This window comes from Massilia sp. 01N410 (genome assembly GCF_056399665.1).
Genome location: NZ_JBFTRV010000007.1, coordinates 221287 through 242725 on the forward strand (window position 1 = coordinate 221287; position 21439 = coordinate 242725).

Below are 21439 nucleotides of genomic sequence, written 5' to 3' on the forward strand. Positions count from 1 at the left end.
ACAAGAAATAGCGTGGGCACGGTGCGCCTACCCTACATTGCTTCGTAGGGTGGGCACACCGTGCCCACGAAACCATGGTGACATTGATATGAATACCATTGCTCCAATCAAAACCTTCGAGTACGACCGCCCCGTAGGCGGCGTGTGCTCGACCTCGGAAGCCTGGGCGCGCGCACCAATGCCCGTCGAGGCGGCCGAGAAGGAAGCCCTCAAGGACCGCATCCGGCGCCTGCTGAAGGAAAAAGAAGCCGTGCTGGTCGCCCACTACTACGTGGACGCCGACCTGCAGGACCTGGCCGAGGAAACCGGCGGCTGCGTCTCGGACTCGCTGGAAATGGCGCGCTTCGGCCGCGACCATCCGGCAAAGACCCTGGTCGTCGCCGGCGTGCGCTTCATGGGCGAGACCGCGAAGATCCTCAGCCCCGAAAAGACCATCCTGATGCCGGACCTGGACGCGACCTGCTCGCTGGACCTGGGTTGCCCGGCCGACGAGTTCGCCGCCTTCTGCGACCAGCACCCGGACCGCACCGTGGTCGTCTACGCGAACACCTCCGCCGCCGTGAAGGCGCGCGCCGACTGGATGGTGACTTCGTCGATCGGCCTGGACATCGTCGATTACCTGCACAAGCAGGGCAAGAAGATTCTGTGGGCGCCCGACCGCCACCTGGGTGCCTACATCCAGAAGAAGACCGGCGCCGACATGCTGCTGTGGCAGGGTTCCTGCCTCGTGCACGACGAGTTCAAGGGCATCGAACTCGACCTGCTGCGCGCCCAGTATCCGGACGCGAAGGTGCTGGTGCACCCGGAATCGCCGGCCAATGTGGTCGAACAGGCAGACGCGGTCGGCTCGACCACCCAGCTGATCGACGCCGCCCGCACCATGGATGCGACCACCTTCATCGTCGCCACCGACAACGGCATCCTGCACAAGATGCGTGCCGCCGCCCCGGGCAAGCACTTCATCGATGCGCCGACGGCCGGCAACAGCGCCACCTGCAAGAGCTGCGCCCACTGTCCGTGGATGGCGATGAACGGCCTGGTCAACCTGGCCGCCGTACTGGAAGCGACGGACGGACGCAACGAGATCCACGTCGATCCGGAAACCGGCCGCCAGGCCAAGCGCGCCATCGACCGCATGCTCGATTTCGCCGCCGCCAAGAAAGCCAAGGCCCTGCCGACCGGTTCGCTGGAGCAGGAAAGCAAACTGTTCTCTGGAATCGGACCCGCATGACGACCTTACGTAACCCATTCGCGGAAGAAGGCGGTGCCTTCAACGAAAAGCTGCAAGCCGCGTTCGAACAGAACCTCCTTGCCGCGCTGCTGGAAGACGTCGGTACCGGCGACCTGACCGGCAAGCTGGTGCCGGACGAGCCGCGTGCGAAAGCGCGCGTGATCGTCCGCGAAGAAGCCGTGCTGTGCGGCGCCCCCTGGTTCGAGGGCATCATGCTGGCGGTCGACCAGGACATCGAGATCGACTGGCAGTACGCCGAAGGCGACCTGATGGCCGCGGACAGCGTGGTCTGCACGATCGAAGGTTCGCCGCGTTCGCTGCTGACGGCCGAGCGCGCCGCCTTGAACTTCCTGCAGCTTCTGTCCGGCGTGGCAAGCGCCACCCGCAAGTACGTCGAAGTCGTGGCCGGCACCCGCGCCAAGATCCTCGACACCCGCAAGACCCTGCCTGGCCTGCGCCAGGCGCAGAAGTACGCGGTGCGCGTGGGCGGCGGCGCCAACCAGCGCATGGCACTCTACGACGGCATCCTGATCAAGGAAAACCACATCGCGGCGGCCGGCGGCATCACCGCGGCCCTGAACGCCGCGGCGGCATTGAATGCCGGCGTGACGATCCAGGTCGAGGTCGAGTCGATCGCCGAACTGCAGGAAGCGCTGGCGGCCGGCGCCGTCTCGATCCTGCTGGATAACTTTGATCTGGACATGATGGCCGAGGCCGTGCGAATCAACGACGGCCGTGCGCTGCTGGAAGCCTCCGGCGGCATCAATATGCAGACCGTGCGGGCGATTGCCGAAACCGGCGTCGACCGCATTTCGGTCGGCAGCCTGACCAAGGATGTGCGGGCGACCGACTATTCGCTCAGGATCGTCGGCTGAGCAGTGTGATTCATCATCCCTGCCGCAACGATGACGGCGAACTGGTCGTCATCCACCGGCCCAGTTCGCCCACCGTCCTGACGCATTGGGCGGACTCCGGCGCACAGGCGCTAGCCGTACCCGCTTGCGCGATGCCGGCCGAACTGAATGGGGTCGTGCTGGCACCGTGCGTGCTTCCAGTTGGCGCTGGCGACACGGTCGAGGAGCCTGAATTCATCCTGCCGCCCGGCATGAAGGCCGCGGCCGGCGCGGTGGTCGTCGAGGATGACGGCCGCGTCTGGCTTGTGTCGCCAACCAACGGCTTCGGCGGCTACAGCGCAACCTTTCCGAAAGGGCGGGTGGACCCGGGCGCTACCTTGCAGCAAACGGCAGTGCGCGAAGTGTTCGAGGAATCCGGCCTCGCCGTGCGCCTGGAAGCCTTCCTGCTGGACGTCCGGCGCACGCAAACCTATACCCGCTACTACCTCGCGAAACGCATCGGCGGCTGTCCCTCGGCCATGGGTTGGGAGAGCCAGGCGGTGCACCTGGTGCCCGCCGCACGCCTGGCCGGGATTGCCGCGCATCCGAACGATGCCGCGATCATCCGCGCCCTCCGCGACTGGCTGAGCGTCCGCCGGGGCTGAGGCTCAGACCCCGCTCTCGCTGGCCCGCGCCATCGCCTCCGCCTGCGGCGTGCGCATGAGCACCGGCTCGCCCACCCGCGCCGCGATCGAATCGACTGCCGCCATGACCTGGTCCGGATGCGCGTAATGCGTCATGTGGCCGACGCCTGGCTGCAACTGCAGCTCGCTGTCCGGAACCCGCTCGCTCAGGCGCTCGGAATTGTGGCCGAAGTCGACGATCTGGTCCTGGGTGCCGGCGAGGATCAGGGCCGGCACCTTCAGCTCCGGATAGCGCTTGGCCAGCGACATCGCCGCCGGCACCATCAGCGCGCTTTCGGCGGCGCTGGCGCGCAGCTGGCTCGGGCGCAGGGCCATCCAGGGCGGCAACCGGCGGAACGAATCCGCCACCGGCATCGGCGCGAAGGTTTTCTTGATCAGCGGGCGCCACAGCATGCGGGTCATCAGGGGCGAAATCGTAAACCGCATCAGGTCGCCGACCACGGGGATGGCCGGGCCCGACATCAGCGGCGCATCGAGGCGCAGGCTCGGGTAGTAATAGCCCGACAGCAGCACCAGGCCGCGCACGAAATCCGGCGCCTCCAGCGCCATCGACAGCGCCACCATCGTGCCCCAGGAGTGGCCGAGGACGATGGCGGACTCGACGTCCAGCTCCTGCAAGGCATGGTGCAGCAGCCGGGCCTGGGCCTGCGGCGTCCACACCTTGCTGCGCGGACGTTCGCTGTAACCGAAACCCGGGCGGTCGAAGGCGATCACGCGGTAGTGCTCGGCGGCGCGGTCCAGCAAGCCGCTGTGCTCGAAATCGTTGGCCATCACGCCGTTACCGTGCAGCAGGACCAGCACCGGGCCTTCGCCGCGCTCGATGTAGTGCAGGCGAACGCCATCGACCTTCACGAAGCGTCCCTGCGGCGGATTCTCGGCCTCGGCCTGTTTCGTTTTCGCGCGCACGTAAAAGAAGGATGCGGCCAGTCCCAGCCCGGCCGCGGCGGCGCCGATCTGCCAGCCTTTGATGTTATTCGTCACAATGTTCCCCCGTCGAGTTGAATGGATGGCGTGACTCTTTCAGATCCAGCCCCAGTCCTTGCGAGCAGCTCGACCACGAGGGGCAATACCCGCTCGCTGGATTCTTCGATTTTTATGTCGAGCAGGTCGTCGGCGCGCGTGCGGCCGAGATTGATCGCGGCGATCGGCTTATCGCTGGCGCGCGCCATGCGGGCGAAGCGGAAGCCCGAATACACCATCAGCGAGGAACCGACCACCAGCAGGGCGTCGGCGCGCGCCATCTGGTCGAGGGCGATGGCGGTGCGCGCGGGCGGGACGTTATCGCCGAAGAACACGACGTTCGGCATCAGGGTCCCGGCGCAGCACACGCACTGCGGCAGGCGGAAATCCGCCAGCTCGGCCGGCTCGACCGAAGCGTCGCCGTCCGGCAGCGGGGTCGCGTCCGCATGCAGCATGTGCGGGTTCAGGTCGGCCAGTTGCCCCTGGACGAAGGCGCGCGGAAACAAGGCCGAGCAGTCCAGGCAGACCACCGCGTGGATATTGCCGTGCAGTTCGAGCACGCTGTGGCTGCCGGCCTGGCCGTGCAGGCCGTCGACGTTCTGGGTCAGCACCGAGCCGATCTTGCCCAGCTTCTCCAATGCTGCGATCGCAACATGGCCGGGATTCGGCCGCGCCCTGGACAGCACCGGCCAGCCGATCATGCTGCGCGCCCAGTAGCGTTTCTGGACGTGGTCATATTTGCGAAAATCCGGCCCATGGATGGGCGGGCGGCCGCGGCGGGTGCCGTCGCGGTCGCGGTAGTCGGGAATGCCCGACGCGGTGGACAGGCCGGCGCCGGTCAGCACCAGGGCGCGCGGGTGGCGGTCCAGGAATTCGGCGAGCCGGGCCGCGTGGTCGTGGACGGTAAAACCTTCAGCCATTGTGGTGGTTCCTCGTTGTCTTCCCTCGGGATCGTAACACCCTTACTGACGGGACGGACACACGATACCGGCTCTTGCGCCGCGCTGCAGCATTGCTCAGCGCCGGCTGGAAACGACGATGCCGCCGACGATCAGGGCGAAGGCCAGCCCATGGTAGGCGTGCGGCAATTCGCCCAGGAAGGCCGAGGACAGCAGGGCCGCGAACAGCGGAGTCAGGTTGACGAAGAAGGCGCCAATGCCGGGCCCGGCGCGGCGGATGCCGGCGCCCCACAGCGCGTAGGCCAGCACGGCCGGACCGACGGCGACGAACAGCAGGCTTGCGGCCAGTGTGCCGCTCCAGGCGATCGCATGCGCATCCACGGCCCATTCGACGCCGGTGAACAGTGCCGACCACAGCAGGCCATAAGCCACCTGGGTCGCCAGGAAGGCCGCCCAGTCCGCGCGCAGCGCCGGCGTGTCCTTCGGCTGCAGCAGCATCCAGCTATAGAATGACCAGGCGATGGTCGCCAGGATCATGTAGAGGTCGCCGGCTACGAGCCTAAGGCTCAGCAACTGGTGAATATCGCCGCGGCACAGCACCACCAGCACGCCGAGGATGGACAGCACGGCGCCCGCCACCTGCCGGGGCCGCACCGGCACCTTGAAGAACAGCCGCCCGACCAGCATCATCCACACCGGTATGCCGGACGCGACCAGGGTCACGTTGATCGGCGTGGAACTCTGCAGGGCCAGGTATTGCAGCGAGTTGTACAGGCCGACCCCGGCCAGGCCCAGCAGCGCATAGCGGCGCCAGTTGGCCAGCACGCCGCTGCCGGGTTTCAGCGCGGCGCGGCCCAGCGGAAGCAGGATGAGGAGCGCGATCGTCCAGCGCAGCAGGTTCAGGGTCATCGGCGGCACGGCCTCGCGCACCAGGCGGCCGACGATGGCGTTGCCGGCCCAGAGCAGGGGCGGGACCGCCAGGAGCAGGATGGTGGAGGGGGTGAGTTTTTGGTTCATCATCAAGGCCGCGAACGAAAAACCGTCATCCCCACGAAAGCGGGGATCCATACCGGGCTCATGAAACCGTTCAGTTGGCAGCCAGGCGATGACACCACGGTCCGTGACCCGGCATGGATTCCCGCTTCCGCGGGAATGACGTTAACGGCGCCGCGGCGTCAACACACTCGGCAGCGCCTTCGGCAAGGTATCCGGATAATCCCGCGAATAATGCAGCCCGCGGCTCTCCCGGCGCGACAATGCGCTGCGCACGATCAGGTCCGCCACTTCGACCAGGTTACGCAGCTCCAGCAAGTCATTGGTGACGCGGAAGTTGCGGTAATACTCGTCGATCTCTTCCTTCAGCAGGCGGATGCGGTGGTGCGCGCGTTCCAGGCGCTTGGTGGTGCGCACGATGCCGACGTAATTCCACATGAAGCGCCGCAGTTCGTCCCAGTTGTGGGCAATGACGACCTCTTCGTCGGCATTGGTGACCCGGCTTTCGTCCCAGGCCGGCAGGTCCGGCAGCTCGGCCGGCGGCGCGGCGGCGATCTGGTGGGCGCAGGCGCGGCCGACCACCAGGCATTCCAGCAGCGAGTTGCTGGCGAGGCGATTCGCGCCGTGCAGGCCGGTGCACGCGGTCTCGCCGACCGCGTACAGGCCCGGGATGTCGGTGCGGCCGGCCAGGTCGGTCACCACGCCGCCGCAGGTGAAGTGCACGGCCGGCACCACCGGAATCGGCTGCTGGGTGATGTCGATGCCTAATTCTAAGCAGCGGGCATGAATGGTCGGGAAGTGCTCCTTGATGAATTCCGGGCTCTGGTGGGAGATGTCCAGGTGGACGTAATCCAGGCCGCGCTTCTTCATTTCGAAGTCGATGGCGCGCGCCACCACGTCGCGCGGGGCCAGTTCGCCGCGCTCGTCGTGGGCCGGCATGAAGCGGGTCCCGGCCGCGGCGCCGGCTTCGGGCGGCAGCTTGAGCAGGCCGCCTTCGCCGCGTACCGCCTCGCTGATCAGGAAGGACTTCGCGTAGGGGTGGTACAGGCAGGTCGGGTGGAACTGGATGAATTCCATGTTCGACACCCGGCAGCCGGCGCGCCAGGCCATGGCGATGCCGTCGCCGGTGGCGGTGTCGGGATTGGTCGTGTACAGGTAGACCTTGCCGGCACCGCCGGTGGCCAGCACGGTGTGTTCCGCCTCGAAAGTCAGCACCTTGCCGCTCTGCTCGTCCTGCACGTAGAGGCCGTAGCAGCGCGGCTGGCCGACCAGGCTCGGGGCGCCGCCGTGCACACCGCCGGCGCTCAGCTTGTCGGAGGTGATCACGTCGATCGCGCTGTGATGCTCGAACAGCGCGATGTTCGGATGCGCGCGCACCTTCTGTTCCAGCGTGACCTGGACCGCGTGGCCGGTGGCGTCGGCGGCGTGGATGATGCGGCGCTGGCTGTGGCCGCCTTCGCGCGTCAGGTGGAAGCCGAGTTCCGCGCTTTCGTCGCGGGTGAAGGGCACGCCTTGCTCGATCAGCCATTCGATGGCTTCACGGCCGTGCTCGACGATGAAGCGGGTGGCGGCTTCGTCGCACAGGCCGGCGCCGGCCACCAGGGTGTCGGCAATGTGCTGGTCGTGGCTGTCGCCGGAATCGAGGACGGCGGCGATGCCGCCCTGCGCCCAGTTGCTGGCGCCGTCGAGGAGTTCGCGTTTGGAGATGATGGCCACCTTGCGGGTCTGCGCCAGGTGGAGGGCAACCGACAGGCCGGCCAGGCCGCTGCCGACGATTACAACATCGAATTTCATAATGGTGGAGGCTTGATCAACCTGCCGAGGGTCTCAAGCCCTTTTAGTTTTGTAGAGAGGCATCACTATAGACGATTTGCGGCCGCCTTGTTGGAACGGCATTGGCGGCGATCGGCGTAATCATCCGCGCTTGGCGATGAACGACAGTGTCCTGCATGCGCTTCAGCAGGCACAGCCCGCCGAGCTGCCTGCCGCCCGTCTGGAGAGATTAACGTGATGCATCACGCTTATTGAGGACCATTTCATAGAGACGCCGGTAGCGGGCCGCCGTCAACTCCCAGCTGCGCCGCGTGCTCATGAAATCGCGCGCCGCCGCACCCAGCCCATCGATGCGCCAGGGTTCGGCCAGCACCTGCTCGATGGCCTTCACCAGCGACGCACGCCTGCCGGCCTCGAACAGCATCCCGCTATGCCCGTGCACCAGCAGCTCACGGTGGCAGGGCAGGTCCGATGCGACCACCGCACAGCCCTGCGCCAGTGCGTTGAGCAGGTGCCGTGACGGCTGCAGGGAGGGTTTCAGCCCCAGCGCCGGAAACACCGCGATATCGGCGCGCGCCAGCACATCGGCCGCACGCCGGTAAGAGAGCGGACCGGCGAACACGACGTGGCCGCGCAGTCCCGGCCGGGCCAGCAGCTGCTCGAAACAGGCTTCGCGTTCGCCGCCGGCGGCGACCAGCAGCCGCAGCGCCGGATGCTTGCGCCGCAGTTGGCCCAGGGCCGTCAGCAGCAACTCCAGACCGTCGTCCGGCTCCAGGCCGCCCGCATAGGCAAGTAGCGGCGCCCCCACCAGGTTCGTCATCCTGGCGCTGGCCGGCAAGCCCGGCACCAGGTCCGGCGCCGGCGGGATCACGGCGATCGACCTGCCGGCCAGGCCCTCCGCACGCAAGGCGGCCCGCACCTGGGCTGTCCCAGCCGCGATCGCATGGGCCGCGCCCAGGGCCCAGCGTTCCGCGCGCGGGAAGGGATAGGCAGGCGCGGCCAGTCCGCGACGCTCGGCCTCGACCAGCAGTGCAAGCTTGTGCAGGCGCGCCACCGGCCACGCGGCCACCGCGTTCGCACTCGGCAGGTGGACGTGGATCAGGTCCGGCCGCGTCAGCTTTGCCACCTGGCGCAGGCGCAGCGCCAGGGCCGCCGTCGATGCCGCCGCGCCGAGACGGGAATCCGGCGCCGCCGTGCGGACGAAAGGGAGGCGCCGGCCCAGGGCCACGGTGCGGTAGAAATGCCAGCCTTCGCCATGCACCTGCGTCGCCGGGTGGCCGGTGCCGGTGAGCTGGACGGTCTGCACGCCCTGGTCGCGCAGCCCTTCCAGCAGGGCCTGGGCACGGCGGCTGTAATCGCTGCACCGCGGCACGGAATGGTCTAGCAGGTGCAGCACGCGCATCGCCTGTTCCGCCTAGGTTTCGAAACCCGTCAGCGCATCGTAGACAGCCAGGTAGTCGCGCGCCATTGCCGGCATGCTATGGCGGGCGATCACGTGGCTGCGGGCGCGGGCGCCGTGGCGGGCCGCCATCTCGGGGATGCGGCAGTAATCCGAAACCGCCGCCGCCAGCAATTCGGTCGAGGTCGGCGGCACCAGGATGCCGGTGAAACCGGGGTGCACGAGCTCGGCATTGCAGCCGACCGCGCTGGCGACCACCGGCAGGCCGCTGGCCATCGCTTCCAGGATCGCGTTCGCGCGGTCCTCGGTCAGCGAGGGCAGCACGAACAGGTCCATCGCGCGCAGAAGCTGGGCGATATCGCTGCGGGCGCCGGGCAGCCAGGCGCGGGCCGCGGCGCCGGCGCGGTTCAGCATCGCCTGGCATTCGGCGCGCGCCGGCCCGTCGCCGACGATCATCAGGCGCAGGCGCTGGTGGGCCGGATGCGGCGAGGCGATCAGCCGCAGGAAGGCCTCGACCAGCAGCGTATGGTTGGCGCCGTCGTCCATGCGGCCGATACTGCCGATGACGAACACGCCGTCGTGCATGAAACCGGCCGGCCCGACCGCCGCCGCCGGGCCCAGGCGCGGGTGGAATTGCACGCTGTCGACGCCGTTCGCGATTTGCGAGACGCGCGCCGGCGCGGCACCGATGGCCCCCACCAACCATTGTTCGAGGTCGCCATTGGCGGTGATGAAGTGGTCGATCAGGGGGCGCAGCAGGCGGCGCAGCGCCCGTCCGCGAAAGCTGGGAGCGCCGTCCGGGCCCAGGTCGCGCCCGTACTCGGCATGCACCCGCAGCCGCACGCCGGCCAGCGCCGCCACCAGCTGGGCCGGCAGCCCGGAACGGTTACGGGTATGGATCAGGTCGGGCTGCAGGCTGCGCAGCACGCGGTAGAGGCGCAAATAGTGAAGCAGGCCGCGCTCCTGCTGGTGCAGGTTGACGATCTGGACGCCTTGTTTGCGCAGGCCGGCTTCGTAGTCGCCCTGGCCGCGCAGGCAGACGATGGCATGGCGGTAGCGCTCGGCCGGCAAATGACGGATCAGGTTCAGCAGGTCGGTTTCCGTTTGGGCGCTGGACAGCGCTTCCACCACGTGCACCACCAGCCGCGCCGGTTCGGCGGCGGCGGAAAAGGAATTCGCCATGGGTGAGGCGGCGGCATGCTTCGCGCCCAGGCCGGCGACGTCCGGAAACGGCTGTGCACGGCGGTGAGTGGAAGGCATTCGCAACGGACTCCATGCTCGTTAACGGCGGCTGACACGCGATTATATTGCCGCCCAAACCCGGGTTCTCTTCGCTTTCCGGCATGGTTGACGAGGCTCAAAAAAGCGCTGCGCCGATGTTCGCTTGCGCACCGACCCGGCATCCGGCTGGCGCTAGGATGCACGGACATCAGCCATTCACGAGGACTGCCCATGAGCACCCACCACGCCGCCGAAGTGGCCAAACTGCACGACAAGATCAAGAACGTGCGCTTTCCGATGTTTACCTGGCAGGACCAGCATGGCCACCTGCTGAGCCAGCCGATGACCCAGCAGCAGGTCGACGCCGATGGCGGCATCTGGTTCTACACCTCGACCCTGACCGCGCTGTGGGATTGCATCGCCCACCGTCCCCAGGTCAACCTGGGCTTTGCCGACCAGGACGGCAGCCTGTATGTATCGGTGAGCGGCACCGCCGAGCGCGTGGTCGACCGCGAGCGCATCCGCGCGATGTGGAATGCCGGCGTGCAAGCCTGGTTCCCGGCCGGCCCCGAGGACCAGCACGTGGTGCTGATCCGCGTCGACCCGCACTCGGCCGAATACTGGGACTCGAACGACAGCAAGATGGTCCGCATCTTTGCCATGGCCAAGGCCGCCATCACCGGCGACAAGCCCGACCTGGACAGCGAACACAAATCGATCCGCCTCGACTAGCGCCTAGAAAATTCCAGCCTTGCAATAAACCGGCCCGCTGACGTACAGTACACGCTTCTTCACGAAGGGGCGGCAATGGAACTGGAAGGGCAGGGCCGGGAGCAATGATCGCGCTGCAGGAACTGGCGGCCGACGTCTATACGGCGCTGAGCGCGACCGCGCCGCTCGAACTGGCGGCGAACGTCTTTACGGCCATCGCCATCGTGCTGGCCGGCCGCAACAATATCCATACCTGGTGGACCGGCGTGGCCGGCACTCTGCTGTTCGGCCTGCTGTTCGCACAGAACCGTCTGTACGCCGACGTCGCCCTGCAGCTGTTCTTCGTGGTCACCGGCCTGATCGGCTGGTGGAAATGGCTGCGCGGCCGGCACGGCGAAGCGCTGCCCGTCACTCACGCGGGCATGGCCAGCATGCTGTGGATCCTGCCGCTGGGCGTGGGCGCCACCGTGGCCTACGGCGCCATGCTCCACCATTTCACGAACGCCTACGCGCCTTTTCCCGATTCCGCCGTGCTCGTGTTCAGCATCATCGGCCAGATGCTGATGATGCAGCGCCGCGTGGAAAACTGGGGCTTCTGGCTGCTCGTCAATACGATCGCGACCCCGCTGTATTTCAGCCGCGGGCTGCACCTGACCGCCGTGCTGTATGCCGGCTTCTGGATCAATGCCCTGGTTTCCTGGCGCAGCTGGCACAAGCTGGCTGCGCTTCCATCCACCGATAGCATCCCCACCGAAAGCATCCGTCCATGAAACTGAAAGCAGTCGCGGCCTCGCTGGCCATCCTGGGCATCGCCGCCTCCGTTCACGCCGAATCCAGCGGCGCCGCCCAGCATGTGGTGGCCGTACGCGCCGGCAAGCTGGTCGACGTGGTCGCCGGCAAGGTGCTGGACAACCAGACCATCCTGATCAGCGGCGATCGCATCACGGCTGTCGGTCCCAGCGGCAGCATCACGGTGCCGGCCGGCGCCGAGGTGGTCGACCTGTCCGGCGCCACCGTGCTGCCGGGCCTGATCGACGCCCATACCCACCTGACCGGCGATCCGCACCAGCACGGCTACCAGTCGCTGGGCGTGTCCGACATCCGCGCCGCCATGTACGGCGCCCATGCGGCCGAGGTGACCTTGAACGCCGGCTTCACCACCGTGCGCAATGTCGGCGCCAGCGGCTTCGGCGACGTCGCCCTGCGCGACGCCATCAACGAGGGCGAGCTGCCGGGACCGCGCATGCGCACGGCCGGCTACGCGATCGGCATCCAGGGCGGCCACTGCGACAACAACCTGCTGCCGCACGATTTTCATTACACCGAGAACGGCGTGGCCGACGGTCCGTGGGCGGCGCGTGCCAAGGTCCGCGAGATGGCGAAGTACGGCGCCGACGTGATCAAGATCTGCGCCTCGGGCGGCGTGCTGTCCAAGGGCGACGAGCCGGGCGCCCAGCAGCTCACGCTGGAAGAGATGAAGGCCATCGTCGAGGAAGCGCACAAGCTGGGCCGCCGCGTGGCCGCCCACGCCCATGGCGCCAGCAGCATTCGCGACGCCATCCTGGCCGGTGTCGATTCGGTCGAACACGCCAGCCTGGTCGACGACGAAGGCATCCGCCTGGCGCGCGAGAAGGGCACCTACTTCGTCATGGATATCTATAACGACGACTACATCCTGCAGGAAGGCGCCAAGGCCGGCATGCTGCAGGAGTCGCTCGACAAGGAACGCGCCCTCGGACAGCTGCAGCGCGACAACTTCCGCAAGGCCTTCAAGGCCGGCGTCAAGATGGCCTTCGGCACCGATGCCGGCGTCTACCCGCACGGCGACAACGCGCGCCAGTTCCACTACATGGTCCAGTACGGCATGAGCCCGATGCAGGCGATCCAGGCGGCCACCATCAATGCCGCCGACCTGCTGGGCTGGAAGGACCGCATCGGTTCGGTATCGGCGGGCAAGTATGCCGACCTGATCGCCGTCGCCGGCGACCCGCTGAAAGACCCCGCCGAGCTCACCCGCGTGAAGTTCGTAATGAAGGGCGGGGCGGTAGTGAAGGGCGCCCAGGCAGCCCGCTGAGGCCGGATCCATTCGTACGAGAGCATTCTCCATCGCGTGCTAGCCTGAACGCCGACCCACCGATGGAGGATACGATGTCCAATTTTCAGCACCCGGAATACCAGGCCTGTATCGACGCCTGTTACGCCTGCGCGGCGGCTTGCGACAATTGTTCGACCGCCTGCCTGCAGGAAGACGACGTCAAGATGATGGCGCGCTGCATTGCGCTCGACATGGATTGCGCCGCCATCTGCCGGATCGCGGCGGCCTACTTGGCCCGCGGCAGCGACTTCGCCGCACAGATGTGCCGGCTCTGCGCCGAAATCTGCACGGCCTGCGCCGCCGAGTGCGGCAAGCACCAGATGGACCACTGCCAGGCTTGCGCCCAGGCCTGCACGCGCTGCGCCGAGGCCTGCGAAGCCATGATCGGCAGGGCCTGAGCGGCTCGTCTGTTGCCGCGTTATTGTTGGTAGGGCGGCGCCAGGTCGCCCTCGGACTGGTTGCCGCCGGTTTCCGGCGTGCCGAGGCCGGTCGGATTGATGCCGGCTTGCCGGCTGTGCGTGTCCTGGGCGCCGCGGACGCTGGCGGTGGCCGCGGTGCCGGCACCCTCGGTTTCCGACGCAGTGTCCACCGCGTGCTGCATGGCGTCGCCCTGGTTCTTGTTCGGCTCGCCGGACGGCCAGTGGCCCTCGGTCTCCTCGTTGTGCGGCTTGGTCAGCGCCTCGCCGCCGCTGCCGCCGGTCTCGGCCATGGTTTCGTGGTCCGGCGTGGCGCCGGCTTCGCCGCTGGTGAGATTGCCGACGCCGATGGTTGGCGCATCGCTGTTCTTGCCCTGTTGCGTGCTCATAAAACCTCCTGTTTCAGACCGGAATCTGGGATTCGCCGCCGCCGGCGCTGCCGAAGCTCTGCAGCTGGTCCAGCGTCAGCCGGCGGTCGTTGAGTGCCGCGACGATCGCCTTCAGCTGCTCGGGATCCGGCTGGATATAGATCATGCGCTGTTCGAGCTGGTGCTCCCAATAAGGCGTGTAGGGGACATCGGTTTCGGACATCACCTTGGCCTTGAAGCTGCCGTCCTGCAGTTCGCCGACCAGGGTGATGCGGGTCGTGTCCGGGGTCGTGTTCTTTACCGTGATGTTCATGGCGCTCCTCGTGTCGTCCATTCGTTCCGGTGTATTGTCCCGTACGTTCGGCCGGAGCGCCAACACGGTTCGAACGGCCCGCCAAACCACCAGGGCGACACCGTAGGCGCTCTCACTCGTCGTGCAGGCTGATCTCGTGCTGCTCGTCGGTCGGCTTCGTCAGCCAGCGCCGGTGCAGCGCGCGCTCCAGTGGTTTGCCGAGCACGAACAAGAGGAAGACGAAGGCGAGGGCGATGCAGGCGATCTGCCAGGATCCCATGCCGCACAGGATACCGAGGATGGCGGTAATCCAGATCGAGGCTGCGGTGGTGAGGCCGCGAATGCGGTCGTTGCCGTCCTCGTGGACGATGACGCCTGCGCCGAGGAAGCCGATGCCGGTGACGAGCCCCTGTATCACGCGGCTGACCGCCGCGGTATCGACCTGCCCATGCGCTGTCAGCATGTTCATCCCGGCCATGGTTGCCAGGCAGGCGCCGAGACTGACCAGACCGAGGGTCCTGATCCCGCTTGGTTTGCCGCGCAGGTTGCGGTCCAGCCCGATCAGGCCGCCGATCAGGACCGAAGCACTCAGGCGCAGCAGAATGTCCGGATAGTCCATGGTTTATTCTCCGGCAGGGCGCTGGAACTGCCCGGCGTCGCAAACTGCGGCGTAAGCGGCCCATCCGGAGGAGGCGAGGCGGTCGTAGAGCAGGTGGCAAGTGCCGAGCAGGAAAGGGAAGGGCCCGCTGCGACGGGAAAGGTATTTCATGGCCAGGCGTTCCGGGTCGCGTCCCCGGTCGGCCTTCAGGATGCGCTTGACGATGTTCATCGATACCTTTGAAAAGGGGAGCCGGATGGGCTGTCAATCATACATCCCCAAACCGCCGCCGGCCTTGGGAGCTGGAAAGGGTCCCGCCACCGGGAGCGGACCCGACCTGGCAGAAGAGCAACCGTTCCGGTGCCGCCTTGCGCGGGGCGGCCGTGCCGGGGATGCAATCGGGACAAGCCCCTAAACCGGACACGGTTTTGACGCGGTTTTCACGCACATTTTTAACTCGACATTACCAAATATATTGTCGACTTCAATTCGCGAACAGGCAAAATGCTATACTGTACATAGATACAGCCCTTTTCAGCAGCCGCAGCCAGAAACATGCCGAACTTTACCCCAATCGACCTGGGCGCGTCAGCACCGGAAGAGATCACAAGCGGTCCGAGCAGCCGCCTGCACGTCAAGATGTACCGCCTCGCCGACGATGCGATCACCGAGGCCACCACCGACATCGACCTGGCACGCGAATTCATCGCCCACGGCGAACTGAGCGCGAAGTCGATCCAGAACTCGCAAAAGGAGCTGTACCGCTTCCTGACCTGGTGCCGCGAGGAAGCGAAAAAGACCCTTTCCCAGCTGAACGTTGCCGACCTCAATGCCTACAAGGAATTCCTCAAGAATCCGCCGCCGGAATGGATCTCGAAGACCAAGTGGCCACGCACCGATCCGCGCTACCGGCCATTCACGGGGCCCTTGTCCGATCCCAGCCGGCGCCAGGCCATGATCGCCGTGAAGGGCCTGATGGGCTTTGCCGAGCAGACCGGCTACCTGCGCCGTAACCCGGGTGCGCTGGTGCGCAACGTCCGGGCGCCATCAAGCAGCCGGATTACGCGCTATTTGACCCAGGGCGCGATCGCGCTCGCGCTCGAAACGGTTTCCAGCCGCCCGGCCGACACGCCGGCGGCATTCAGGCGCCGCGCGCGCGACCGTTTCCTGCTGGTCGCCTTTGCGCACACGGGCGCCCGCCTGAACGAGATCGTCAGCGCCTCGATGGGATCGATCTACACCGAAGGCAACGGCCGCTGGTGGCTGGACGTCCTTGGCAAAGGCAACAAGCCGCGCCGCCTGCCGGTGCCGCCGGACATGCTCGAAGCCTACCAGGCCTATCGCCAGGCTTTCGAACTCCTGCCGCAGACCAGCCGCACGGACCGCACGCCGCTCGTGCTGTCGAGCCGTTCACGCGAGCCGGCGCGGATCACGGACGAAGCGGCGTCGGAAGCGATCAAGGCGGTGTTCGCGGACGCCGCGCGCGCCGCCGATGCGAAAGGCGACCAGGATACGGCCGCCACCTTGCGCCAGGCCTCGGCGCACTGGCTGCGGCACAGCATGCTTACCAACCACGCGAACAACGGGGTGCAGTTGAAGACCCTGCAGGACACGGCGGGGCACGCGAATATCGCCACCACGGCGGCTTATCTGCACAAGACCGATAACGAACGGCATGACGAGATCATCCGGTCGGCGAACGGGAAGAGCATCGTTTGAGCTTGTGCTGCCCCTTGCGGGGTGGCTGTACGAGTATCGTATTTGACATAATATAGATTATGCGCGATACAGATCCGAGCGCAGCGGGGCTGTTTTGCCTATATCTTTTCCTCCAGCCACTGGATCGCCTGCGCCATGTCGTTATAGAAAACCCGGTATGCACCCTCGCCGAATTGGCCAAACGCGATCCGCGCCAGAAACGCGATCCGCGAATTCGGCACCAGAATCGCCCTGCGCAGCACGATCGGCGCCAGCCGTTCGTGTGCTTCGGCGTCCATCCTGTCCTGGAACAGTGCCATGTCGACCGTCGGATCTTCCAGTTCCAGCGCGTCATACAGGACCTTGACCTGGCGCGTGTCCTTCACGAGTTCGAAAACACGGCGCTGGCACTCCCTCAAGACGTCCTCGTCGCATCGTCCACGCACGCGCGCCAGGACGAGATCGCCTACCGGTTCCACCCAAAGCTGCTGATTCGTCATTCAAGTCTCTAAGGTTCGTAGCAAGAATTGGCACTCTAACAGATGATTTCCCCTTATCATTCCCGCCATGATTACCTGTTTCGATATCGGCGGCAGCGCCATCAAATGCGCGGTCGCCAGCGCCGACGGCCGGATCGGCGAACTCCAGCGCGTTCCGACGCCCGCCCGCGACTTCGCGGCCTTCAGCGCCGCCATGCGTGCGCTGATCGATGCCGGCGGCCCCTCGCGCGGCGTCGCCATCTCCATTGCCGGCGTCATCGATCCGGCTGACGGCCGCATCAAATGCGCGAATATTCCCTGCATCGACGGCCGCATCTTGGCCGCCGACCTGTCCGCCGCCCTCGGCCTGCCTGTCTGGATCATCAACGACGCCGACAGCTTCGCCCTGGCCGAAGCCCAGGCCGGCGCCGGCCGCGGCCACGCCAATGTGTTCGGCCTGATCCTGGGCACCGGCGTCGGCGGTGGCCTGGTGATCGGCGGGCGCCTGATCGGCGGTCCCGGCGGCTTTGCCGGCGAATGGGGCCATGGTCCGGTCCTTGCACAGTCCGACTTGGCGCGCTTCCCTTGCGGCTGCGGCCAGACCGGCTGCCTGGACACGGTCGGCGGTGCCCGCGGCCTGGAAAGGCTGCACCTGGCGCTGCACCGGCAGGCCCTGGACAGCCGCGACATCATCGCCGCCTGGCAGTCGGGCGACGCCGATGCCGACCGCACGATCGCCTGCTGGACCGGGCTGCTGAGCGGGCCGCTGGCCATGCTGGTGAATGCCGTCGGCGCGTCGATCCTCCCGGTCGGCGGTGGCCTCGCCAACAGCGCGCCGCTGATCGCAAGGCTCGACCGGGCCGTGCGCGCCGCCATCCTGCGCAAGACGGACACGCCCATCATCGTGCCCGGCCAGTCCGGCGCGGAACCGGGACTGATCGGCGCGGCCTGGCTGGGCCTGGAAAAGCTCGGAGTCCAGCATGGTTGAAGCGATCACGCTGGAAGTCTGCGTCGACAACGTCCACGGCCTGGCCGCCGCCCTTGCCGGCGGCGCCGGCCGCATCGAATTGTGCAGCGCCCTGGACATCGGCGGCCTGACGCCGACGCCCGGACTGCTGCGCGCCGCGTCAAGCAGCCCGGTACCCGTGGTCGCCATGATCCGTCCGCGCGGCGGCGACTTCTGCTTCGACGAGGCGGAAACCCGGCTGATGCTGGACGAGATCGACGCCGTCGCCGCGGCCGGCCTGCAAGGCGTGGTGCTGGGTGCATCGATGCCTGACGGCCGCCTGGACGAAGCCACGCTGGAAAAGCTGGTGCGCAGGGCCCGGGGCCACGGCCTGCGCTGCGTACTGCACCGGGCCATCGACCTCTGTCCGGACTTGGCGCAGGCCACCCGCCAGGCCGTCGATCTCGGTTTCGAACGCATCCTCAGCTCCGGCGGCGCCCGCAGCGCGTCCGAAGGACTGGACGGCTTGCGGCACTGCTTCGAGGCCGCCGCCAATCGCATCGCCATCATGCCCGGCGCCGGCATCTCCGCCGAGAACGTGCACCTGCTGCGCGACAGGCTGCCGCTGACCGACGTCCACGCATCCTGTTCGGAGCCGCTGCCCGCGGCGTCGCCGCAAGTCCTGGCCCTCGGCTTCGATTCGGGCGGGCGCCGCCAGACCAGCCGCACTAAAGTCGCCGCCCTGCGTACTAAACTACTGGCCTGACCATGTCTTTTGCTTGAAATGCAAGTTGGCCTGTGTGACACTCGGCCGGATGACGTTCGATCTTGCACCACTGGCACCGTATATTGGCGAGCTCGCGGCCGGCGCACGGCTGACCGCCCTCGCCTGCGCGCTGGCCCTGGCCGGCGGCCTTGCCCTCGGCATCGTCGCGGCCCTGATGCGCACCGCGGCCTTGCCGCTGGTCCGGCGCGCGGCCGACGTCTACGTCGACGTCTTCCGCAACCTTCCCTTCATCGTCCAGCTGTTCTTCCTGTTCTACGGCCTGCCCGAGATCGGGGTCCGGCTGAGCGCTTTCGTCACCGGCGTACTGGCGCTCTCGCTGGCCGGCGGCGCGTTTACCTCGGACGTGATCCGCTCCGGCATCCTGGCGATCGAACCGGGCGTGCTCGAGGCGGCCCAGGTCAGCGGCCTGTCGCGGCTCGCCATCTACCGCCGCATCGTGCTGCCCATCGCGCTGCGCAGCGCCGTGCGTCCGCTCGGGTCGGTGTTCGTCAACCTGGTATTGACTTCGTCGATCCTGTCCGCGATCACCCTCAATGAGCTGACCGGCAGCGCCAAGATCGTCGCCGCCGACACCTTCCAGCCTTTCGAGGTGTACGCGGTGCTTCTCCTGATCTATGCGGTAATGACCTGGCTGGTATCGCTCTCCAGCGCGGCCCTGCATCGCCGCCTGAATCGACGAATGAACTGAAAGCGGGGCTGATGCGATACACAGATTTCACGCCGCACGACCTGATCCTGCTGCTGCAGGGCCTGGGCGTTTCGCTTGCCCTGTTCGCCGCCACCACCGCCATCGGCCTGGCGATCGGGCTCGCCTGGGCGATGCTGCGCTACTACCGCACGCCGCTGCTGTCGCCGCTGGCCGCCGTGCTTGCCGAGCTGTTGAAAAATTCGCCGGTGCTGGTACAGCTCTTCCTGGTGTTCTTCGGCTTGCCGGTCCTGCTGGAGACGGAGCTGACGCCGGTGCAGGCCGCCGTCATCACGCTGTCCGGGAATACCGCCGCTTTCATCTATGTGATCGCGGTCTCCGCCATCGAATCGGTGGGACGCGATCAACTGGAAGCGGCGCGCGTGTCCGGCTTGAGCCGCTGGCAGATCCTGCGCCGCATCGTCGCGCCGCAGGCGGCCGCTTTCGCGCTCGGACCGCTGACCGGGCTGCTGGTCAACCAGTTGCAGGTGACTTCGCTGATCTCGGTGATCGGCGTGGTCGACCTGACCAAGGTGGGCGCGATCCTGAACCTGCGCACGCTGAAGCCCTTCATCGTCTGGACCGTGATCGGCCTGCTGTACTACCTGATGGCGCGGCTGATCGCCAGAGCCTGCGCCCGCGTCGAGACGCGGCTGCGCGCACACAGTGAATGGAAGGGTTTATAGGGTGATTCATATCGAAGGCGTGGCCAAGCGCTTCGGCAGCAACACGGTACTCGACGGTGTCGACCTGCGCATCGCGCCGGGTGAAGTGGTGTCCATCCTCGGCGCCAGCGGGTCCGGCAAGTCGACGCTGATCCGCTGCATCAACGGCCTCGAAAAGCTCGATGGCGGTATGATTTCCGTCGACGGACACCGGGTCGACGATCCGAAACAGCTGCGGCTCGCGCGCCGCTGCTGCGGCACCGTGTTCCAGCTGTTTAACCTGTACCCGCACATGACGGCGCTGCGGAACATCACATTGGCGCCGATCGAAGTCCTGAAAGTGCCGCGCCGCCAGGCCGAGGACGAGGCGCGCGAGCTGCTGGCCTCCGTCGGCCTGCTCGAACGCGCCGACGCCTATCCGGCCCAGCTCTCCGGCGGACAGCGCCAGCGCGTGGGCATCTGCCGGGCGCTGGCGATGAAGCCGCGCTACCTGCTGCTGGACGAAGTCACCAGCGCGCTCGATCCCGAGATGACGGCCGAAGTGCTGTCCATCCTCGCCAGGCTGGCGGCGAACGGCACCACGATGCTGTTCGTGACCCACGAAATCGAGTTCGCGCGCCAGATTTCCAATCGCATCGTGTTCCTCGAGCGGGGCCGGCTGCTGGCCGACCTGCCGACCACGCAATTCTTCGCTGAGGACGGCGGCCTGGCGCAGCCGCGCATCGCCCAATTTTTATCGAAAATGAGCAAATCATGAGAATGCTGTTAGCGAACGCCGAAGCCTGGCCCGGCTTCGACACCACCGTCGAGCTGTTGAAACAAGGCGGGGCGGGCATCGATGCGATGGTCAGTGGCATCGCCAAGGTCGAGCGCGAGGCCAAGGTCCGCAGCGTCGGCTACGGCGGCTGGCCGAACATGGTCGGCGAGATGGAGTTCGACGCCGGCGTCATGGACGGCACCACGCGCGAGGTCGGCGCGGTCGGCGCGGTCCCAGGCACCCTGCCCGTCTCCAGGCTGGCCCACGAAGTCATGAAGCACCTGCCGCACGTGATGCTGACCGGCGCCGGGGCGCGCCGCTTCGCCACCGAGCGCGGTTTCGATGTCGACGAAGTCCTGCACCCGGACAGCAAGCGCGTCTGGTGGGAGCGGTTGCAGAAGGAGATGTCGCCGGAACAGCTGGCGGCCTTTCCCGACATTCCGCTGGCCCCGCTCAGCAATACCATCACCGACCCCGAACGCGTGCGCGACACCACGGTCTTCCTGGGCCGCGATGCCGGCGACAATATCGGCGTCGTCACCTCGACCTCCGGCTGGGCGTGGAAGTATCCGGGGCGCCTGGGCGATTCGCCGATTCCCGGCGCGGGCTTCTATGCGGACAGCCGCTACGGCGCCGCCGCCTGCACCCACACCGGCGAAATGACGATGCGCTGCGGGACCTCGCGCAGCATCGTGCTGGCGCTGCGCCTCGGCCACAGCCTGGAGGACGCGGTCAAGCTGGCCGTGGAGGAGCTGGCGGAGCTGAAGACCGGCTTCCTGGCCGGCGTCGTCATCCACGCGATGGACGCCAGCGGCAATCACCGGGTGCTCAACTTCCGCTGCGACGAAGAGATACGCTATTGGTACTGGGACGAACGCATGGGCGCGCCGGAGCTGCGCCTCGCATCGGCCCTCAAACCCTGAAAGGAC

At 67.0% G+C, this 21439-nt stretch carries 25 protein-coding genes; 14 read left to right on the forward strand and 11 right to left on the reverse strand.

What is annotated here, in order from left to right:
- Window positions 1-88: 88 nt before the first annotated feature.
- From nadA to AC1DOP_RS12260, 3 genes are all read left to right on the forward strand, one after another.
- The gene (nadA, locus tag AC1DOP_RS12250) at window positions 89-1231 is read left to right on the forward strand and encodes a quinolinate synthase NadA (RefSeq protein WP_442121385.1); all 1143 of its coding nucleotides are present in this window, start codon (window positions 89-91) and stop codon (window positions 1229-1231) included.
- Complete coding sequence (gene nadC, locus AC1DOP_RS12255; RefSeq protein WP_442121384.1) at window positions 1228-2106, forward strand: carboxylating nicotinate-nucleotide diphosphorylase; 879 nt, start codon at window positions 1228-1230, stop codon at window positions 2104-2106. The genes nadA and nadC overlap by 4 nt, the downstream gene beginning before the upstream one ends.
- A gap of 170 nt (window positions 2107-2276) precedes the next feature.
- A complete protein-coding gene (locus AC1DOP_RS12260) occupies window positions 2277-2729 on the forward strand; it encodes an NUDIX hydrolase (RefSeq protein WP_477251392.1) in 453 nt (150 codons plus the stop codon).
- Window positions 2730-2732: 3 nt separating this feature from the next.
- Here the strand turns inward: AC1DOP_RS12260 and AC1DOP_RS12265 are convergent, their stop codons facing one another.
- From AC1DOP_RS12265 to AC1DOP_RS12290, 6 genes are all read right to left on the reverse strand, one after another.
- Complete coding sequence (locus AC1DOP_RS12265; protein WP_477251394.1) at window positions 2733-3749, reverse strand: alpha/beta fold hydrolase; 1017 nt, start codon at window positions 3747-3749, stop codon at window positions 2733-2735.
- Entirely contained in the window at window positions 3746-4648 is a 903-nt protein-coding gene (locus AC1DOP_RS12270; protein WP_477251396.1) for an NAD-dependent protein deacetylase, read from the reverse strand. The genes AC1DOP_RS12265 and AC1DOP_RS12270 overlap by 4 nt, the downstream gene beginning before the upstream one ends.
- A gap of 96 nt (window positions 4649-4744) precedes the next feature.
- The gene (locus AC1DOP_RS12275; protein WP_477251521.1) at window positions 4745-5644 is read right to left on the reverse strand and encodes a DMT family transporter; all 900 of its coding nucleotides are present in this window, start codon (window positions 5642-5644) and stop codon (window positions 4745-4747) included.
- A gap of 141 nt (window positions 5645-5785) precedes the next feature.
- Entirely contained in the window at window positions 5786-7414 is a 1629-nt protein-coding gene (nadB, locus tag AC1DOP_RS12280) for an L-aspartate oxidase (protein ID WP_442121380.1), read from the reverse strand.
- 208 nt (window positions 7415-7622) lie between these two features.
- Window positions 7623-8789 (reverse strand): glycosyltransferase family 4 protein, encoded by a 1167-nt coding sequence (locus tag AC1DOP_RS12285; protein ID WP_477251399.1) that lies wholly within the window; start codon window positions 8787-8789, stop codon window positions 7623-7625.
- 18 nt (window positions 8790-8807) lie between these two features.
- Complete coding sequence (locus AC1DOP_RS12290) at window positions 8808-10052, reverse strand: glycosyltransferase (RefSeq protein ID WP_477251401.1); 1245 nt, start codon at window positions 10050-10052, stop codon at window positions 8808-8810.
- A 192-nt stretch (window positions 10053-10244) separates the two neighbouring features.
- On the opposite strand from AC1DOP_RS12290, the gene AC1DOP_RS12295 reads away from it, so the two are divergent.
- From AC1DOP_RS12295 to AC1DOP_RS12310, 4 genes are all read left to right on the forward strand, one after another.
- Window positions 10245-10745 carry a pyridoxamine 5'-phosphate oxidase family protein gene (locus AC1DOP_RS12295; protein WP_477251403.1) on the forward strand — a complete coding sequence of 167 codons (501 nt, stop codon included), beginning with the start codon at window positions 10245-10247 and terminating at the stop codon, window positions 10743-10745.
- Window positions 10746-10849: 104 nt separating this feature from the next.
- Window positions 10850-11494, forward strand: a complete 645-nt coding sequence (pnuC, locus tag AC1DOP_RS12300) for a nicotinamide riboside transporter PnuC (protein WP_442121376.1) — start codon at window positions 10850-10852, stop codon at window positions 11492-11494.
- Window positions 11491-12798 carry a Xaa-Pro dipeptidase gene (locus AC1DOP_RS12305; protein ID WP_477251405.1) on the forward strand — a complete coding sequence of 436 codons (1308 nt, stop codon included), beginning with the start codon at window positions 11491-11493 and terminating at the stop codon, window positions 12796-12798. The genes pnuC and AC1DOP_RS12305 overlap by 4 nt, the downstream gene beginning before the upstream one ends.
- Window positions 12799-12872: 74 nt before the next feature.
- Entirely contained in the window at window positions 12873-13217 is a 345-nt protein-coding gene (locus AC1DOP_RS12310) for a four-helix bundle copper-binding protein (protein ID WP_477251407.1), read from the forward strand.
- A gap of 20 nt (window positions 13218-13237) precedes the next feature.
- Here AC1DOP_RS12310 and AC1DOP_RS12315 read toward each other — a convergent pair whose 3' ends face one another.
- From AC1DOP_RS12315 to AC1DOP_RS12330, 4 genes are all read right to left on the reverse strand, one after another.
- The gene (locus AC1DOP_RS12315; RefSeq protein WP_477251409.1) at window positions 13238-13624 is read right to left on the reverse strand and encodes a hypothetical protein; all 387 of its coding nucleotides are present in this window, start codon (window positions 13622-13624) and stop codon (window positions 13238-13240) included.
- A 13-nt stretch (window positions 13625-13637) separates the two neighbouring features.
- Window positions 13638-13916 carry a hypothetical protein gene (locus AC1DOP_RS12320; protein ID WP_442121372.1) on the reverse strand — a complete coding sequence of 93 codons (279 nt, stop codon included), beginning with the start codon at window positions 13914-13916 and terminating at the stop codon, window positions 13638-13640.
- Window positions 13917-14028: 112 nt separating this feature from the next.
- Window positions 14029-14514, reverse strand: coding sequence for an MgtC/SapB family protein (locus AC1DOP_RS12325; protein WP_442121371.1), 486 nt, complete (start codon window positions 14512-14514; stop codon window positions 14029-14031).
- A gap of 3 nt (window positions 14515-14517) precedes the next feature.
- The gene (locus tag AC1DOP_RS12330; protein ID WP_477251411.1) at window positions 14518-14724 is read right to left on the reverse strand and encodes a hypothetical protein; all 207 of its coding nucleotides are present in this window, start codon (window positions 14722-14724) and stop codon (window positions 14518-14520) included.
- Between the two features lie 324 nt (window positions 14725-15048).
- Between AC1DOP_RS12330 and AC1DOP_RS12335 the strand changes: the two genes are divergently transcribed.
- Window positions 15049-16212 (forward strand): tyrosine-type recombinase/integrase, encoded by a 1164-nt coding sequence (locus AC1DOP_RS12335; RefSeq protein WP_477251413.1) that lies wholly within the window; start codon window positions 15049-15051, stop codon window positions 16210-16212.
- A gap of 98 nt (window positions 16213-16310) precedes the next feature.
- Here AC1DOP_RS12335 and AC1DOP_RS12340 read toward each other — a convergent pair whose 3' ends face one another.
- Window positions 16311-16691: an STAS/SEC14 domain-containing protein gene (locus AC1DOP_RS12340; RefSeq protein WP_477251415.1), complete on the reverse strand. Its 381-nt coding sequence runs from the start codon at window positions 16689-16691 to the stop codon at window positions 16311-16313.
- 67 nt (window positions 16692-16758) lie between these two features.
- Between AC1DOP_RS12340 and AC1DOP_RS12345 the strand changes: the two genes are divergently transcribed.
- Genes AC1DOP_RS12345 through AC1DOP_RS12370 form a run of 6 tightly spaced genes read left to right on the forward strand, consistent with a single transcriptional unit; the run spans window position 16759 to window position 21433 of the window.
- Window positions 16759-17658 carry an ROK family protein gene (locus tag AC1DOP_RS12345; RefSeq protein WP_477251417.1) on the forward strand — a complete coding sequence of 300 codons (900 nt, stop codon included), beginning with the start codon at window positions 16759-16761 and terminating at the stop codon, window positions 17656-17658.
- On the forward strand, window positions 17651-18382 hold the full coding sequence (locus AC1DOP_RS12350) for a copper homeostasis protein CutC (RefSeq protein WP_442121361.1): 732 nt from the start codon (window positions 17651-17653) through the stop codon (window positions 18380-18382). Before AC1DOP_RS12345 ends, AC1DOP_RS12350 begins: the two co-directional genes overlap by 8 nt.
- A gap of 49 nt (window positions 18383-18431) precedes the next feature.
- Window positions 18432-19091 carry an amino acid ABC transporter permease gene (locus AC1DOP_RS12355; RefSeq protein ID WP_477251419.1) on the forward strand — a complete coding sequence of 220 codons (660 nt, stop codon included), beginning with the start codon at window positions 18432-18434 and terminating at the stop codon, window positions 19089-19091.
- 11 nt (window positions 19092-19102) lie between these two features.
- Window positions 19103-19774 (forward strand): amino acid ABC transporter permease, encoded by a 672-nt coding sequence (locus tag AC1DOP_RS12360; protein WP_442121359.1) that lies wholly within the window; start codon window positions 19103-19105, stop codon window positions 19772-19774.
- A gap of 1 nt (window position 19775) precedes the next feature.
- Window positions 19776-20510, forward strand: coding sequence for an amino acid ABC transporter ATP-binding protein (locus AC1DOP_RS12365; RefSeq protein WP_477251422.1), 735 nt, complete (start codon window positions 19776-19778; stop codon window positions 20508-20510).
- Window positions 20507-21433, forward strand: a complete 927-nt coding sequence (locus AC1DOP_RS12370) for a glycosylasparaginase (RefSeq protein WP_477251424.1) — start codon at window positions 20507-20509, stop codon at window positions 21431-21433. The genes AC1DOP_RS12365 and AC1DOP_RS12370 overlap by 4 nt, the downstream gene beginning before the upstream one ends.
- Window positions 21434-21439 lie beyond the last annotated feature (6 nt).

Bases quoted from the DNA above. Each gene is read 5' to 3' on its own strand.
- AC1DOP_RS12330 (WP_477251411.1), bottom strand. From the start codon at position 14,724: ATGAACATCGTCAAGCGCATCCTGAAGGCCGACCGGGGACGCGACCCG.
- AC1DOP_RS12340 (WP_477251415.1), bottom strand. From the start codon at position 16,691: ATGACGAATCAGCAGCTTTGGGTGGAACCGGTAGGCGATCTCGTCCTG.
- AC1DOP_RS12345 (WP_477251417.1), top strand. From the start codon at position 16,759: ATGATTACCTGTTTCGATATCGGCGGCAGCGCCATCAAATGCGCGGTC.
- AC1DOP_RS12335 (WP_477251413.1), top strand. From the start codon at position 15,049: ATGCCGAACTTTACCCCAATCGACCTGGGCGCGTCAGCACCGGAAGAG.
- AC1DOP_RS12320 (WP_442121372.1), bottom strand. From the start codon at position 13,916: ATGAACATCACGGTAAAGAACACGACCCCGGACACGACCCGCATCACC.
- AC1DOP_RS12360 (WP_442121359.1), top strand. From the start codon at position 19,103: ATGCGATACACAGATTTCACGCCGCACGACCTGATCCTGCTGCTGCAG.
- AC1DOP_RS12295 (WP_477251403.1), top strand. From the start codon at position 10,245: ATGAGCACCCACCACGCCGCCGAAGTGGCCAAACTGCACGACAAGATC.
- AC1DOP_RS12350 (WP_442121361.1), top strand. From the start codon at position 17,651: ATGGTTGAAGCGATCACGCTGGAAGTCTGCGTCGACAACGTCCACGGC.
- AC1DOP_RS12315 (WP_477251409.1), bottom strand. From the start codon at position 13,624: ATGAGCACGCAACAGGGCAAGAACAGCGATGCGCCAACCATCGGCGTC.
- AC1DOP_RS12355 (WP_477251419.1), top strand. From the start codon at position 18,432: ATGACGTTCGATCTTGCACCACTGGCACCGTATATTGGCGAGCTCGCG.
- nadA (WP_442121385.1), top strand. From the start codon at position 89: ATGAATACCATTGCTCCAATCAAAACCTTCGAGTACGACCGCCCCGTA.
- AC1DOP_RS12370 (WP_477251424.1), top strand. From the start codon at position 20,507: ATGAGAATGCTGTTAGCGAACGCCGAAGCCTGGCCCGGCTTCGACACC.
- pnuC (WP_442121376.1), top strand. From the start codon at position 10,850: ATGATCGCGCTGCAGGAACTGGCGGCCGACGTCTATACGGCGCTGAGC.
- AC1DOP_RS12290 (WP_477251401.1), bottom strand. From the start codon at position 10,052: ATGCCTTCCACTCACCGCCGTGCACAGCCGTTTCCGGACGTCGCCGGC.
- AC1DOP_RS12310 (WP_477251407.1), top strand. From the start codon at position 12,873: ATGTCCAATTTTCAGCACCCGGAATACCAGGCCTGTATCGACGCCTGT.
- nadC (WP_442121384.1), top strand. From the start codon at position 1,228: ATGACGACCTTACGTAACCCATTCGCGGAAGAAGGCGGTGCCTTCAAC.
- nadB (WP_442121380.1), bottom strand. From the start codon at position 7,414: ATGAAATTCGATGTTGTAATCGTCGGCAGCGGCCTGGCCGGCCTGTCG.
- AC1DOP_RS12305 (WP_477251405.1), top strand. From the start codon at position 11,491: ATGAAACTGAAAGCAGTCGCGGCCTCGCTGGCCATCCTGGGCATCGCC.
- AC1DOP_RS12270 (WP_477251396.1), bottom strand. From the start codon at position 4,648: ATGGCTGAAGGTTTTACCGTCCACGACCACGCGGCCCGGCTCGCCGAA.
- AC1DOP_RS12275 (WP_477251521.1), bottom strand. From the start codon at position 5,644: ATGAACCAAAAACTCACCCCCTCCACCATCCTGCTCCTGGCGGTCCCG.
- AC1DOP_RS12325 (WP_442121371.1), bottom strand. From the start codon at position 14,514: ATGGACTATCCGGACATTCTGCTGCGCCTGAGTGCTTCGGTCCTGATC.